Below are 13,813 nucleotides of genomic sequence, written 5' to 3' on the forward strand. Positions count from 1 at the left end.
GAAGGGCGTCCTATTTATCGGTTTCCGTCAAGCCCTGCACAAAGAGCTTTTGCATCGAGATGACGACAAAGATTGGCGGGATCATCGCCAAAAGCGCGGTCGTCATGATGATATTCCATTGTGGGCTTTGCTCGGCTGCCTCCAGCATCTGCTTGATCGACATGACGATGGTGGTCATCGAGGTGTCGGTGGTGATCAGCAGCGGCCAAAGGTATTGGTTCCAGCCAAAGATGAAGAGGATCACAAACAGCGCCGCGATATTGGTGCGCGACAGCGGCAGCAGGATGTCAAAGAAGAACCGCATCGGCCCTGCCCCGTCAATACGGGCACTTTCCAGCATTTCATCCGGAACCGTCAGAAAGACCTGGCGGAACATGAATGTCGCGGTGGCCGAGGCAATCAGCGGGATCGATAGCCCCCAATAGCTGTTCAGCATTCCCAGATTGGCAACCACCTCGAAGGTCGGCAGGATCCGCACCTCTACCGGCAGCATCAGGGTGATGAAGATCATCCAGAAGCAGGTCATGCGGAAGGGAAAGCGGAAATAGACAATGGCAAAGGCCGAGAGCAGCGAAATGGCGATCTTGCCCAGCGATATCATCATCGCCATGGCCAGGCTGTTGAACAGCATCAGCCAGACCGGTGCCCCTTCGGTGCCGCTGAGGCCAGAGCCAAACAGCGTCTGTTTCAGATTGTCCCACAGGTGCGTCCCCGGCCAGAGCGGCAGCGGCACCTGGGTCATGCGTGCCGCATCATGGGTGGCGGCAACAAAGGTGATCCAGATCGGCAAGGCGATGGCGATCACCCCCAGCACCAGCATGAAATGGGTCAGGATCGCGGTGAGAGGTCGATTTTCAACCATCAGTATTCCACCTTTCTTTCAACATAGCGGAATTGGACAATGGTCATGGCAATCACCAGCACCATCAGGACCACCGACTGCGCCGCAGAGCCGCCAAGGTCGAGCCCGACAAAACCGTCATTGAACACCTTGTAGACCAGAATGGTGGTCGAGGACCCTGGCCCCCCCTGGGTCACCGCATGGATGATCCCGAAGGTCTCAAAAAAGGCGTAGACCATATTGATCACCAGCAGGAAGAACGTCGTCGGCGAGATCAGCGGCAGAATGATCGAAAAGAACCGACGCCCCGGCCCGGCCCCATCAATGGCGGCGGCTTCGATCACACTGTTGGGGATCGACTGCATCGCTGCCAGATAGAACAAAAAGTTATAGGCAACCTGTTTCCAGGCCGCCGCCAGAATAACCAGCGCCATGGCCTGATTGCCATTCAGGTAATGATTCCAGTCAATGCCAAAAAAATCGAGGAAGTAGGGAAAGATCCCCAGCGTTGGGTTGAACATGAACACCCAAAGCGCACCTGCCAGAACCGGTGCCACCGCATAGGGCCAGATCAACAGGGTCCGGTAGAACATGGCACCGCGCACCACCCGTTGCGCAAACCCCGCCAGAAGCAGGGCCACGCCCATCGACAGCGCCGCCACCAAGAGCGAAAACACCGCCGTGCGCAGAAAGGCATCCAGATAGTGCTGATCCGCCCAGAGGGCCTGAAAGTTTTCAAACCAGACAAATTCAGACCCAAGCCCAAAGGCATCTTCGATCAGGAACGACTGGTACATGGCCTGGCTGGCGGGCCAGATGAAAAAGACCAGGGTGATGGCCAGCTGCGGTGCGACCAGCAGATATGGCAAGGGAGAGGAAGGAAAGTGGACGCGTTTCAGCATGTAGTGCCCCGTTCGTGCCGCGTGTAAAACGAAACCATGCCGCCAAGACAGGCGGCATGGTTCACATCATGTAAGGGTGGCTTATTTCACTGAGCGTTCGAATTTACGCAGCAGGGTGTTGCCGCGCTCGACCGCTGCATCCAGTGCTTCAGTTGCGGTCTTGTCACCAGCCCAGAGCGCTTCCAGCTCTTCGTTGATCACGTCACGCACCTGCACAAAGTTACCAAAGCGCAGACCACGGCTGTTTGGCGTTGGTGTGTTCAGGCTCAGCTGTTTGATGGCGGTGTCGGTGCCGGGGTTTGCATCATAGAAACCCTGCTCCTTGGACAGCTCATAGGCCGCTGTGGTGATTGGCACATAGCCGGTTTCCTGGTGCCACCAGGCCTGTACTTCTGGCGAAGACAGATAGCTCAGGAACTGTGCGGTGCCCTTGTATTCTTCGTCCTCATGACCGGCCAGAACCCAGAGGGTTGCGCCACCGATAACAGAGTTTTGCGGTGCATCCGCCAGGGCGGTATCCAGCGGCAGCATGGTCTGACCAAATTCAAAATCAGCCTGCTCTTTCATCGAACCGTAATAGGCGGAAGAGTTCATCCACATGCCGCATTCGCCATTGGTGAACATTGGCAGGCTGTCACCGCGACGACCGCCATATTTGAACAGGTTGCCTTCGGTCATCGAGGCAATGTCGTCCAAACGGGCCGCAACCGCAGGGGTGTTAAAGCTGAGCTCAGTGTCGAAACCGGCAAAGCCGTTTTCCTTGGTGCCCATTTCCATGTTGTGCCAAGCCGAGAAGTTCTCGATCATGACCCAGGACTGCCAGCCAAAGGACACACCGCATTCCATGCCGTTGTCGACCAGTTTTTGCGCCGCAACCTTCACATCATCCCAGGTTTCTGGAATCGATGCACCAGCCGCGTCCAGCGCGTCTTTGTTGTACCACATGACCGGGGTCGAGCTGTTGAAAGGCATCGACAGCAGCTCACCTTCGGGGGTTTCATAGTAGGACACAACCGCAGGCAGGAAGGCGTCGCCATCAAAAGGCTCGCCGGCGTCTTTCATCAGTTGTTCAACTGGATAGATCGCACCCTTGGCGGCCATCATGGTGGCGGTGCCAACTTCAAAAACCTGCACGATCTGCGGGTGCTCTTTGGCGCGGAAAGCCGCAATCGCGGCGGTCATGGTTTCGGTATAGTTGCCCTTGTAGACAGGAACGACCTTGTAGTCGCTCTGCGTAGCGTTGAAATCTTCGGCGATCTTGTTGACGCGTTCGCCATTGGCACCGCCCATGGCGTGCCACCACTGAACCTCGGTTTCGGCGTAGGCCATCGACACGGTGGTCGCCAGCATGGCCGATGTGCACAAAAGTGATTTGATAGACATATGAGTTTTCCCCGTTCATTTGATGCCCAAAGAATGAGCAGAAGATAATATAATGCAAGTGAAAGTTTTTTGACATGTCGCATAACACAATGTTATGAAGTGCTGCGAATTCCATGCAAAACCGGGGCTAAGCCATTGAAATTCAAGCTGAGACAGTTGGAAGCCTTTCAGGCCGTTGCACAAACCGGATCGGTCACGCGGGCGGCAAAAACACTGGGCATTTCGCAACCAGCCACCAGTCGGCTCTTGTCGGACTTTTCCAATTCTGTCGCGATTGAGTTGTTTCGCCGCAAGGATGGCATGCTGATTCCCACCAGCGAAGCCCGCTATCTGTTGTCAGAGGTTGGCCGGGTCTTTGACAGCCTGCGCCATCTGGAAGAGCTCAACCGGGACTTGACGGATCGGACGGCCGGCCATCTGCGTATTGCTTGCCTGCCGGGTTTTGCAAGTTCCCACTTGCCGCAACTGCTTGCTCAGTTCCTCCAACAGCGTCCGGGGGTAAACCTCACACTTGAGCCGGACCGCCCGGAGCGGATCCTTGAGTGGATCATAGGAGAGCAATATGACTGTGGTATAACAGATGGGTTTTCCGGTCATCCGGCGGTTGAACACATTGATATTGCTGTCAAAACCGTCTGCATCTTCCCACGCGGCCATCGGTTGTCAAAACAGGGAACAGTGTCGCCGCTGGATCTGGTGGATGAAAAGATCATCCACACCCGCAAGGGCAGCCCGTTTTTCAACAGCCTGTCGCAGGCGTTTTCTGACTATGGTGTCTTGCTGAATTCCTGGGTCGAGGTGCGGCAGTTTTCTACGGCCTGCATCATGGTGGCCCAGGGCCAGGGGGTGTCGGTGGTCAGCGCCCTGGATGCGGATCATTTCAAGTCACAGGGCTTTGAGATGCGCCCCTTTGAGCCGGAGATCTCTCACTGGCTGTCAATCCTGCGGCCTGCCTCTGGCAGCCGTTCGCTGCTCTCGCTGGATTTTGTCGATACCTTTCTGGAAAGTCTGCAGCCCTACGCCGTAGAACCGCCGCCGCAGCAACACAGCTAGCGATCGGCCACCTGTCGAGCGTCTTGTGAATGGGCCTGCATATCATCCCAAAGCTTGTTCAGGCTGGGCTTGCTGTTATCCTTGTCGCGGTACAACCGGACCTGTAGATCCTGCTGATAGCCCTGCCCGCCCACGATCTGCATCCGCCCGTCGGACAGCTCTGTTTTGCACAGCTTATGTGGCAGCCAGCCCAGGCCGAACCCCTCCATCACCATCGCCTTGACCGAACTGGCCAGGGCGCTTTGGTTGACCACCAGAATCTTTGGCCCCGCAGGATCCAGCCGCAGGGCGTAGTCCACCACCGGGCGCAGCGCCGACACCGTGCCATAGGACAGCAGCGAGACCGGCTTTTTGCTGCCGCTCTCCAGCCGGTACAGCGGCCCGTCCGCGCCGGTCTTGGACACTGGCACCAATCGGTCTGTGGTCAGGGTAATATACTCGCAGTTTCCCAGTTCCAGCGGCGCCAGGGCATCCATCGCCGGGTGCCAATAGGTCAGGATCACATCGCAATAGCGCTGCTGCAGGGCCGACACAAACTGATCCGCGGCCCAGCCTGTGGAATTCAGGTCGATCTCTAGACCGCCCTCGGTGACCAAGGGGGCGATATGAGTTTTGTAATGCGTCATATAAAGTGACTGTGACGTGGCAAAGCGAATAACGTTTTCGCCTGCCGCATCAATGATCTGGCAGCGTTCCAGCGTTTCATCATAGGTGCGCAGCATGACGCGGGACTGTGCCAGAAACACCTCTCCTGCCGGGGTCAGTGACAGCGGCAGGGTCTGACGATTGATCAGCTTGACGCCGAACTCTTCCTCCAGCGCACGAATGCGCCGGGAAAAGGCCGGTTGGCTAACATTACGGTCTTCGGCCGCGCGCGAGAAATTCTTCTGCGCGACCAAAGCCTCAAAATCTCGGAGCCAGGCTATGTCCACTGTGTCAATCCAATCACAACCTGGCCGAGGTTACCCGTCCAGGCGCCCCTCTTCAACCGCATGGCAGGCAACCAGCGCGCCATCAGGTTGCAGTTGCGGACGGGGCTGTTCGCTTTGGCAGCGGCTGTTGGCATGGGCGCAGCGGCTTTCAAACGGGCAGCCCGGGGGCAGGTTGATCGGCGTCGGGATCTCTCCACGTAGGCGGATATGATTGGGGTGATCATCCTTCAACTGCGGCACCGCCGACAACAAGGCCCGCGTATAGGGGTGTTTCGGATTTTCAAACAGGGTTGCGGTGTCAGACAGTTCACAGACCGACCCAAGATAAAGCACTGCCACCTTGGTGCCAAAGTGCTGCACCACGCTCAGATCATGAGTAATGAACAGATAGGTAAGGCCGCGCTCTTCCTTGGCCTCTAGCATCAGATTCAGCACCTGCGCCTGGATCGACACATCCAGTGCCGAAATCGGTTCATCCGCGATGATGAATTCCGGGTCCACCGTCAGGGCGCGCGCAATGGCGATCCGCTGGCGCTGACCACCAGAAAATTCATGCGGGTAACGTCCGCCCCAGCTGGGATCGACGCCAACTGCGCGCATCACACCCGCCACCTTGTCGCGGATCTCGCCCTGCGACAGGTTTGGGTTGTGGTAGCGCACCGGTTCTTCCAGCGCCTGCTGGATGGTCATGCGCGGGTTCAGCGATGCATAGGGGTTTTGAAAGATCATCTGCATCTTTTTGCGCAGCGGCATCATGGCCCGGCGCGAGCGATTGTCGATGCGTTCGCCGCCGTAGTGGATTTCCCCACTGCTCGGCGTCAAAAGGCCAGCGATCAGCCGCGCAACCGTGGATTTGCCACAGCCGCTTTCGCCCACCACACAAAGCGCCTCTCCCGGGGCGACCTGCAGCGAAATATCGTTGACGGCATGCACTTCGCGCTTTTCCTGCACCAGCTTGCCGCCGCGCAGTTTCAGGGTTTCCAGAAACCCGCGATCCAGTTCAAACCGTTTTTCAAGATTGCGAATGTCCAACAAGGGCTGAGGCGCAGTCATCGGTTCATCTCCTCGGCTTTGTCGCTATGCAGGCGGTGGACCTCATGGCAGGCCACTTCGACATGGGTGTATTGCACAGTTTTGGGCGCCTCGGTGCGGCAGTGGTCCTGCACATATTCACAGCGCGGGCTAAAGGGGCAGCCATTGGGAATGGCGGTCAGCGAGGGCATATTGCCCGGAATCTGCTTCAGCCGCTGGCCCGGTGCCGTCTGTTGCGGCAGCGCATTGATCAGCCCCTGGGTATAGGGGTGCTGCGGGTCATTGATAATTTCCCGCGTGCGCCCGGCCTCGATGATGCGCCCGGCATACATAACCAGTGTGCGTTCGGTCATCTGGCTGACCACGCCCAGATCGTGGGTAATCAAAATCAGGCCAACCTTGTTGGTTTCGCACAGCTCCAGCAAGAGTTCCATGATGTCAGCCTGAATGGTCACATCCAGTGCCGTGGTGGGTTCATCCGCGATGATCAGCTGCGGGTCCAGCAGCAGGGCAATCGCGATGATAATCCGCTGCCGCATCCCACCAGAGAGTTCATGCGGATATTGATTCAGCCGTTCTGCCGGCGAGGGGATATAGACCTCGCGCAGCTTGACGATGGCGATCTGCTCGGCCTCGGATTTGCTCAGCTTGCGATGGGCCATCAGGGTTTCCACCATCTGCTGGCCAATGGTCAGAACCGGATTCAGCGTGACCATGGGATCCTGAAAGATCATCGCCATCTGGTTGCCACGAATGCGGCGCATCTGGGCATCCGACATCTGGGCAATATCATCGCCCTGAAACAGGATCTTGCCACTATCCACAAAACCAGGGCGGCTGAGCAGGTTCATCAGGGCAAAACCGGTAATGGATTTACCAGCACCGGATTCCCCAACGATGCCAAGGCGTTCCCCCTTGGCCAGATCAAAGCTGATCTGGTTGAGGGCGGTGACGGTATTGTCGCGCATGGCAAATTTCACGCTGAGATCGCGCACGGAAAGCAAAGACATTGTGCTTATCCCTTATACAGTTTGGGGTTCAGGGCATCGCGTAGCCAGTCGCCCAACAGATTGATCACCAGCACCAGAACCACCAGCACGATGCCGGGAATGGCGGTGATCCACCAGCTTCCCGAAAAGATATAGTCAAACCCCGATGAGATCAGCGACCCCAGCGACGGCTGGCTGGGCGGCATGCCCAAGCCCAGAAACGACAGCGAGGCCTCGGAAATGATCGCATTGGCCACCTGCACGGTGGAGATCACAAAGATTGGTGACAGCGAATTGGGCAGGATATGGCGCACCATGATGCGCATCGGGCCAAAGCCCAGCACCCGGGCACTGTCGACATATTCCTTCTTTTTCTCGGCCAGAACGGTGGCGCGCACGGTGCGGGCATATTGCGGCCACTCGGCCACGCCAATCACCGCGATCAGGAAATAGATCGCATACTGGTTGAAGGTTTCAGATCCAAACATCGCCTGGGTTACCGCCAGAAAGATGATCGCCACCATCAGGGTGGAAAAGGACAGCTGGATATCGGCCATCCGCATCAGCAGGCTGTCAATCCGGCCGCCGACATAGCCAGCGATCAGCCCGATCGAGATCCCCAGGATGGCCTGCAGCCCCACGGCACAGATGCCGATCAACAGCGACAGCCGTGTACCATAGAGAATGGTGGACCACAGATCGCGGCCCTGATCGTCGGTGCCCAGCATGAACTGCGCATCAGCGCCATCAACCCAGAGCGGCGGGTATTCGCTGTTCATGATGTCGATCTGCCCCGGATCATAGGGATCAAACGGCGCGATCAGCGGCGCGCAGAATGACATGACCGCGATGACCAGGAAAATCACCAGCGACACGATGGCAACCGGATTTTTCCGGAAGCTATAGCCGATGTTGGAATTCCAGATCTGCGACCAGCGGCTGGGTTCGGAATTGGTGCTCAGGCTGCTCATGCGCCCATCCTCGCAAGATTGACGGTGGGATTGACCAGCCCGTAGATCAGATCAACGATTGTATTGGTGACAACAAAGATAAAGCCAACCACGATCAGATAGGCCACGATCAATGGGGTATCGACGCGGTTCACAGCCTCCAGGAACATAAAGCCCATGCCCGGCCACTGAAACACGGTTTCAGTCAGGATCGTATAGGCCACCATGGTGCCGATCTGCACGCCGCCCACGGTGATCACCGGCAAAAGCGTGTTCTTCAACGCATGGACAAAATAGATCCGCCAGGGCCGGATGCCCTTGGCTTTGGCGTATTTGACATATTCGCTCTGCAGCACTTCCATCATTTCCGCCCGGATCAGGCGGACAAACAGCGGCAACATGATAGAGGCCAGCGCGATAGAGGGCAGCAGGATATGCATCCAGCCATCCACGGTGGCAAAATTGGTCTCCCAGGGGCCAAAGACATGTACCACATCGCCGCGCCCGTAAGAGGGGAACCAGCCGTATTCAACGGAAAAGACAAAGATCATCAGGATCGCGGTCAGGAACACCGGCACCGAAATGCCAATGATCGAAATCCCCATGACCAGGCGGCTCAGGATCGTGTTGGGATAGATGGCGGTATAAACGCCCACCGGGATCGACAGGCCGACAATGATGATGGTGGCGCCAAAGACCAGCTCCATCGTGGCGGGCAGTTTCTTCAGGATCACATCCAACGCGGGTTCCTTGAAGAAATAGCTGGTGCCCAGATCTCCCTGCAGGGCATTCCCCGCAAAGCGCAGATACTGGGTAACAAAACTGTCATTCAGCCCCAGCTCATCGCGCAGCTCCTGTCTGACTTCTTCGCTGACGGATTGTCCGACAAGCTCGCGCAGCGGATCGCCGAGATTGTCCTGAATGGCAAAACCGATCAGCGAGATGACGAACATCACCGCGATCGCTTGAAACACGCGTTTCACAAGGTAAGCAAACATGCTTTTACACCTTCCTGGGGCAAGTAAATGGGCCTGGGGGAGTAGAGAAGAGAGAGATGGCCTGCGGCCGATTTCAGCAATGGATCTTGGCGGGTGCCGGATCTGCCCTCCCCAGCGCGGGAAGCACACCCCTCAAGGCTTTGCAGAAAATAAGAGCCGGAGCGGGTCAGACATGACCCGCTCCGGCCGCAAGCGAGGACGCCCCTTAGTCGACGACGAGGTCACCAAAGTAAGGGAAGTTCAGCGCGTTCACGATGGCTTCGGCATGGACACCTTTACGGGCACCCCAAGCCAGGTTCTGCCAGTGCAGCGGAATGAAAGCCGCCTCGTCATAGAGGATGGTTTCCATCTGCGTCAGCAGGGCTGCGCGCTTGTCGGCATCGGTTTCAGCATTGGCTTGGGCCATCAGCTTATCGGCTTCCGGGTTGCAGAAGTTGCCCGAATTATACTGACCATTGCCGGTTGCCTCATCTGGGCAGTGGCTCAGGAACTGGTGGAAGTTTGCCGAATCTTCGGTATCCGAATGCCAGCCGATCATCATCATGTCTGCTGCGCGCTCGTCAAAGGCGGGCCAGTACTGGGCCTTTGGCATGGTCTGCAGGTCAACCTTGATGTTGATTTTTGCCAGCATCGAGGCAACCGCCTGCGCGATCTTGTCATCGTTCACATAGCGATTGTTTGGTGCCATCATGGTCAGCTCAAACCCGTCGGCATAGCCTGCTTCAGCCATCAGTTCCTTGGCTTTTGCAACGTCAAAACGCGGCGTCAGATCAGCGCTGTGACCAAGATAGCCAGCCGGGCTTGCCTGGGCGCCAACGGTGCCAAAGCCACGCATGATACGATCCACGATACCGGCATTGTTGACGGCATAGTCGATGGCCTTGCGGACACGGGCATCTTTCAGCGCTTCGACACGGTTCTGGTTCATCTGGAACGTGATGATCCGGGTGCCGGGCATTGTGATCAGATTGGTGCCTTCGTTTTCGTCAACGCGGGCCAGATCGGTGGGGGGCACGGGGGCGATGAAATCAACGTCACCGGACAGCAGGGCGGCCACACGGGTGGGGCTTTCCTTGATCGGGGTCAGGATGATCTGGTCAACGTTCCCGGCGGTTTCGGTGTCCCAGTAGCCATCAAAACGGTCAAAGACCATTTTCACGCCCTGCTCACGCTCGGTCACAACAAAGGGGCCGGTGCCGGAGACATTGCGCGAGGCAAAGCTGTCGCCGTGCTTTACCAGCTCGGCGCGATCCTTGCCGTCTTCGGTGGTGCCGGAATAGAACTGGCTGTCCATCGGGAAGATATAGGTCGCGGTGTGCAACACCAGCGGATAGGGTTCCGAGGTGATCAGGTCAAAGGTGTGATCGTCAACCACCTTCACATCGGTGAACAGGCTGAAGATGCCCTTGAAATCGGGGCTTTCTTTCAGGCGGTCAAAGGTCCAGTCGACATCGGCCGCAGTCAGCATGTTGCCGGAATGAAAGCTCACACCTTCGCGCAGATGGAAACGGGTGGTGGTCGCGTCGATCTGTTCCCAGCTGGTGGCCAGGCGGGGTTCAAACTGCAGGTCCTGGGTCCAGCGAACCAGCGGGTCAAAGGCCATATGCGAAAACTGCAGCGTGCCGCCGGACAGTTGCTCATGCGGGTCCAAAGACACCGGGTCGGCGTCATAGGCAACCTTCACCGTGACTTCGGCCTGCGCCACTGCACCAAAGGTGAGCGACATCACGCCAGCCGCAGCGATGCGGATAAAATTATTCATTTTCCCTCCTTGTCAGGGACCTTGGTGGCCCCCTTATACATCTGTGCAAGCTACCTAATGCATCGCGCCGACCAGCGGCCAATGCCAATTTCAAATTGCCCATGCAAATCAGGAATAGAGCGGATAACGATCCGCGCATAAACAAAAACAACGCCCCGCAGAACGCCTGCAAGCCGCTGTAATATGGTCATTTTCGAAAATACGCCCCAAACTGCAGCACCGCCCTGCCCTGTGGCGGCGCGCTCAAACATGCCCAAGTTTACCCTGCGACGCCTAGGGCAGCGCCGCCAAATATGACCCTATACAGAGACCAGCGGCAGCACTTCGGCGCGCGGACTATCGGCCCTGGCACCGTCAAAGATCACCTCGCCCCGGCGCAACACCACGATGTGATCTGCCAGATCATAGGCAAAATCAAAATACTGTTCGACCAGTACAATCGCCATCTCGCCACGGCCACGCAGCAGGCGGATGACCTCGCCGATCTGCTGGATGACATTGGGCTGAATGCCCTCGGTTGGCTCATCCAGCAGCAGCAATTTGGGTCGGGTGATCAGCGCCCGCGCAATGGCCAGCTGCTGCTGTTGCCCGCCCGACAGATCACCGCCGCGCCGGTCGATAAAATCCTTCAGCACCGGGAACAAATCAAACAGCTCATCCGGGATATGGTGTTCGGATCTGGGCAGGCAGGAAAACCCGGTTTCCATGTTTTCGCGCACGGTCAGTTGCGGAAAGATCTCGCGCCCCTGCGGCACCACCGCGACGCCCTTTTGCGCCAGCCTGTGCGCGGCCATCACCGGCAGCTCTTCACCGTCCAGAACCATGCGCCCGCCCGAGCGCAGATGCTGGCCGCAGATCGCCCGGATCAGGCTGGTTTTGCCCACCCCATTGGTGCCCATCACGCAGGTCACAGCCCCTGCCTTGGCTGCAAGCGAGACGCCATGCAGGATTTGCGAATGACCATAGTGCAGGGTGAAATCGTCAAGTGTCAGCATCTGTCAGCGCCCCAGATAAACGTCAATGACCTGGCTGTTTGCAGTCACGTGATCCAGGGAACCTTCAGCCAGAACCGCCCCCTCGTGCAGCACCGTGACGCGGCAACCCAGCCTGCGCACAAACTCCATGTCATGTTCCACCACCACAACCGCGCGGGTCTTGGCGGCCTCGACCAGAATGGCGGTGGTGTGCTCACGCTCGGCCGGGGTCATGCCAGCTGCGGGTTCATCCACCAGCAACAGACGCGGCTCTTGTGCCAGTAGCATGCCGATTTCCAGCCACTGTTTCTGGCCATGGCTCAGCTCGCCGGATTTGCGCCCCAGCGCCTCTGCCAGGCCAATCTCACTGGCCAGCTCATCTACCCGCGCCAGATCGGCGGCGGTGGCGCGATAGAACATCACCGCAAAAGGACTGCGGTTTGAGCGCAGCGCCATCAGCAGGTTTTCCAGCACCGTCTGATCCTCAAACACTGTGGGTTTCTGGAACTTGCGCCCAACGCCCTCGCGGGCGATGCGCGCTTCGCTCATCCCCAAGAGAGAAATATTTCGTTCACCCCAGATCACCCGGCCCGCGTCCGGTTTGGTCTTGCCGGTGACGATATCCATAAAGGTGGTCTTGCCCGCGCCATTGGGGCCGATGATCGCCCGCATTTCCGCCTGACCAATAGCAAAGCTGAGGTTGTTGATCGCCTTGAACCCATCAAAGCTGACAGAGACACCCGAGACTTCAAGAAGCATGCTCATTGCTCCGCCTCCTTTTCGCGCAGTGCGCCCGCACCCGGCCCCAGATCGGCACCGTGGCGGTCGGGCTGGCGGCGGTCGCTCCACAGATCCACCAGCCCGCCAATGCCACGCGGCGCAAAAAGCGTCACCAGAACAAAGCTCAGCCCCAGCACAATCAGCCACCAATCCACCCATTTCAGAGTGTAAAAGCCAAGGTCCAGATCCGGGGCCTGGCCGCCAGTAAACCAAGACGACACCAGGCTGACAAAGATGGCGCCGATCACTGCGCCATACAGCCGCCCGCGCCCACCAATGGCCACCCAGACCGCCAGATAGATCGAGGCCACCGGGGCAATTTCCGCCGGGTTGATAATCCCCGCCTGCGGATAATACAGCGCCCCGGCGATACCTGCGATAATGGCCGTGACAGTAAAAATGAACAGCTTGTAGCCCTCGACCGAGTAGCCAAGAAAGCGCACGCGGGCCTCGTTGTCGCGAATGCCACGCAGCACCGAGCCAAACTTGCCCGCCACAATCCAGGCCGCAAACAGATAGCCCAGCGCCAGCGCCGCAGCCGAGGCCCAGAAGAACCAGATCGACAGGGTCGCCTGTGGCACATGATCCATGCCTGGCAGGTTCTGCAGCCCCGACAGCCCGTTGTTGCCGCGCAAGCCACTGTCGTTTTGAAACAGATAGAGCGCCAGCCCCAGTGTCATCGCCTGGGTCAGGATCGACAGGTAAACGCCCGTCACCCGCGAGCGGAAGGCCAGCCAGCCAAAGACCAGCGCCAGCACACCCGGAACCGCCACCACCAGCATCAGCTGCAGCAGCAGACTGTCCGCAAACATCCAGATCAGGGGAAACTCGCTGGATCCCACCACGCCAAAGATCTGATTGCCAATGGCATCGACAATTTCGCTATCGGTTGCGGGGATCGGTGCCTCAGACAGCGACGAGACAACAATCGCCTGCGTGCGCGCATACATCAGCCACATGCCGATCATATAGCCGCCCAGACCAAAGAAGGCAAAATGGCCCAGCGACAGGATGCCAGTGTAGCCCCAGACCAGATCCATCGCCAGCGCCACCAGCGCCAGGCACAACGTCTTGCCCAAGGTTTTGACAAAACTGGTCGAGATCACCCCGACGCCTGCGCCTTCGGCCAACAGGGTCACGCCCAGCACAAACAGCGCCAGCGCCGCCAGAAACACCAGCGTCGACGGGTTTCGTGTAAGGAATGTGTCGGACATGGG

General features: G+C 58.1%; 14 protein-coding genes. 1 reads left to right on the forward strand and 13 read right to left on the reverse strand.

Annotated elements, in window-relative coordinates; translation table 11 throughout:
* Positions 1 to 10: 10 nt before the first annotated feature.
* The 3 genes from ugpE to ugpB form a co-directional block, all read right to left on the reverse strand.
* Complete coding sequence (gene ugpE, locus ACN0VH_RS05325) at positions 11 to 862, reverse strand: sn-glycerol-3-phosphate ABC transporter permease UgpE (RefSeq protein WP_278921098.1); 852 nt, start codon at positions 860 to 862, stop codon at positions 11 to 13.
* The gene (gene ugpA / locus ACN0VH_RS05330) at positions 862 to 1,743 is read right to left on the reverse strand and encodes a sn-glycerol-3-phosphate ABC transporter permease UgpA (protein WP_417699785.1); all 882 of its coding nucleotides are present in this window, start codon (positions 1,741 to 1,743) and stop codon (positions 862 to 864) included. The genes ugpE and ugpA overlap by 1 nt, the downstream gene beginning before the upstream one ends.
* Before the next feature lie 81 nt (positions 1,744 to 1,824).
* Entirely contained in the window at positions 1,825 to 3,126 is a 1,302-nt protein-coding gene (gene ugpB, locus ACN0VH_RS05335; protein ID WP_278921100.1) for a sn-glycerol-3-phosphate ABC transporter substrate-binding protein UgpB, read from the reverse strand.
* A gap of 135 nt (positions 3,127 to 3,261) precedes the next feature.
* Between ugpB and ACN0VH_RS05340 the strand changes: the two genes are divergently transcribed.
* Positions 3,262 to 4,179, forward strand: a complete 918-nt coding sequence (locus tag ACN0VH_RS05340; RefSeq protein WP_278921101.1) for a LysR substrate-binding domain-containing protein — start codon at positions 3,262 to 3,264, stop codon at positions 4,177 to 4,179.
* On the opposite strand, the gene ACN0VH_RS05345 is transcribed toward ACN0VH_RS05340, so the two are convergent.
* From ACN0VH_RS05345 to urtC, 10 genes are all read right to left on the reverse strand, one after another.
* Positions 4,176 to 5,111, reverse strand: coding sequence for a LysR family transcriptional regulator (locus ACN0VH_RS05345; RefSeq protein ID WP_417699787.1), 936 nt, complete (start codon positions 5,109 to 5,111; stop codon positions 4,176 to 4,178). The two genes, ACN0VH_RS05340 and ACN0VH_RS05345, sit on opposite strands and share 4 nt — an antisense overlap.
* Positions 5,112 to 5,141: 30 nt before the next feature.
* Complete coding sequence (locus ACN0VH_RS05350; RefSeq protein WP_417699789.1) at positions 5,142 to 6,164, reverse strand: ABC transporter ATP-binding protein; 1,023 nt, start codon at positions 6,162 to 6,164, stop codon at positions 5,142 to 5,144.
* Positions 6,161 to 7,153, reverse strand: coding sequence for an ABC transporter ATP-binding protein (locus ACN0VH_RS05355; RefSeq protein WP_278921104.1), 993 nt, complete (start codon positions 7,151 to 7,153; stop codon positions 6,161 to 6,163). Before ACN0VH_RS05355 ends, ACN0VH_RS05350 begins: the two co-directional genes overlap by 4 nt.
* A gap of 5 nt (positions 7,154 to 7,158) precedes the next feature.
* A complete protein-coding gene (locus ACN0VH_RS05360) occupies positions 7,159 to 8,103 on the reverse strand; it encodes an ABC transporter permease (protein ID WP_278921105.1) in 945 nt (314 codons plus the stop codon).
* Positions 8,100 to 9,080 (reverse strand): ABC transporter permease, encoded by a 981-nt coding sequence (locus ACN0VH_RS05365; protein WP_278921106.1) that lies wholly within the window; start codon positions 9,078 to 9,080, stop codon positions 8,100 to 8,102. Before ACN0VH_RS05365 ends, ACN0VH_RS05360 begins: the two co-directional genes overlap by 4 nt.
* 205 nt (positions 9,081 to 9,285) lie before the next feature.
* On the reverse strand, positions 9,286 to 10,842 hold the full coding sequence (locus ACN0VH_RS05370; protein WP_278921107.1) for an ABC transporter substrate-binding protein: 1,557 nt from the start codon (positions 10,840 to 10,842) through the stop codon (positions 9,286 to 9,288).
* Between the two features lie 50 nt (positions 10,843 to 10,892).
* On the reverse strand, positions 10,893 to 11,093 hold the full coding sequence (locus ACN0VH_RS05375; RefSeq protein WP_417699792.1) for a hypothetical protein: 201 nt from the start codon (positions 11,091 to 11,093) through the stop codon (positions 10,893 to 10,895).
* A gap of 48 nt (positions 11,094 to 11,141) precedes the next feature.
* On the reverse strand, positions 11,142 to 11,837 hold the full coding sequence (gene urtE, locus ACN0VH_RS05380; protein WP_417699794.1) for an urea ABC transporter ATP-binding subunit UrtE: 696 nt from the start codon (positions 11,835 to 11,837) through the stop codon (positions 11,142 to 11,144).
* Positions 11,838 to 11,840: 3 nt separating this feature from the next.
* The gene (gene urtD, locus ACN0VH_RS05385) at positions 11,841 to 12,581 is read right to left on the reverse strand and encodes an urea ABC transporter ATP-binding protein UrtD (protein ID WP_417699796.1); all 741 of its coding nucleotides are present in this window, start codon (positions 12,579 to 12,581) and stop codon (positions 11,841 to 11,843) included.
* A complete protein-coding gene (urtC, locus tag ACN0VH_RS05390; RefSeq protein WP_417699797.1) occupies positions 12,578 to 13,810 on the reverse strand; it encodes an urea ABC transporter permease subunit UrtC in 1,233 nt (410 codons plus the stop codon). The genes urtD and urtC overlap by 4 nt, the downstream gene beginning before the upstream one ends.
* Between the last annotated feature and the right edge of the window lie 3 nt (positions 13,811 to 13,813).

It is taken from the genome of Pseudophaeobacter sp. (assembly GCF_048267565.1).
GTDB classification, from domain to species: domain Bacteria; phylum Pseudomonadota; class Alphaproteobacteria; order Rhodobacterales; family Rhodobacteraceae; genus Pseudophaeobacter; species Pseudophaeobacter profundi.

What these genes read in the sequence shown, in the direction of transcription:
- ACN0VH_RS05370 (WP_278921107.1), bottom strand. Translation starts at nt 10,842, where the DNA reads ATGAATAATTTTATCCGCATCGCTGCGGCTGGCGTGATGTCGCTCACC.
- ugpA (WP_417699785.1), bottom strand. Translation starts at nt 1,743, where the DNA reads ATGCTGAAACGCGTCCACTTTCCTTCCTCTCCCTTGCCATATCTGCTG.
- ugpB (WP_278921100.1), bottom strand. Translation starts at nt 3,126, where the DNA reads ATGTCTATCAAATCACTTTTGTGCACATCGGCCATGCTGGCGACCACC.
- ACN0VH_RS05375 (WP_417699792.1), bottom strand. Translation starts at nt 11,093, where the DNA reads ATGTTTGAGCGCGCCGCCACAGGGCAGGGCGGTGCTGCAGTTTGGGGC.
- urtC (WP_417699797.1), bottom strand. Translation starts at nt 13,810, where the DNA reads ATGTCCGACACATTCCTTACACGAAACCCGTCGACGCTGGTGTTTCTG.
- ugpE (WP_278921098.1), bottom strand. Translation starts at nt 862, where the DNA reads ATGGTTGAAAATCGACCTCTCACCGCGATCCTGACCCATTTCATGCTG.
- urtD (WP_417699796.1), bottom strand. Translation starts at nt 12,581, where the DNA reads ATGAGCATGCTTCTTGAAGTCTCGGGTGTCTCTGTCAGCTTTGATGGG.
- ACN0VH_RS05365 (WP_278921106.1), bottom strand. Translation starts at nt 9,080, where the DNA reads ATGTTTGCTTACCTTGTGAAACGCGTGTTTCAAGCGATCGCGGTGATG.
- ACN0VH_RS05355 (WP_278921104.1), bottom strand. Translation starts at nt 7,153, where the DNA reads ATGTCTTTGCTTTCCGTGCGCGATCTCAGCGTGAAATTTGCCATGCGC.
- ACN0VH_RS05350 (WP_417699789.1), bottom strand. Translation starts at nt 6,164, where the DNA reads ATGACTGCGCCTCAGCCCTTGTTGGACATTCGCAATCTTGAAAAACGG.
- ACN0VH_RS05360 (WP_278921105.1), bottom strand. Translation starts at nt 8,103, where the DNA reads ATGAGCAGCCTGAGCACCAATTCCGAACCCAGCCGCTGGTCGCAGATC.
- urtE (WP_417699794.1), bottom strand. Translation starts at nt 11,837, where the DNA reads ATGCTGACACTTGACGATTTCACCCTGCACTATGGTCATTCGCAAATC.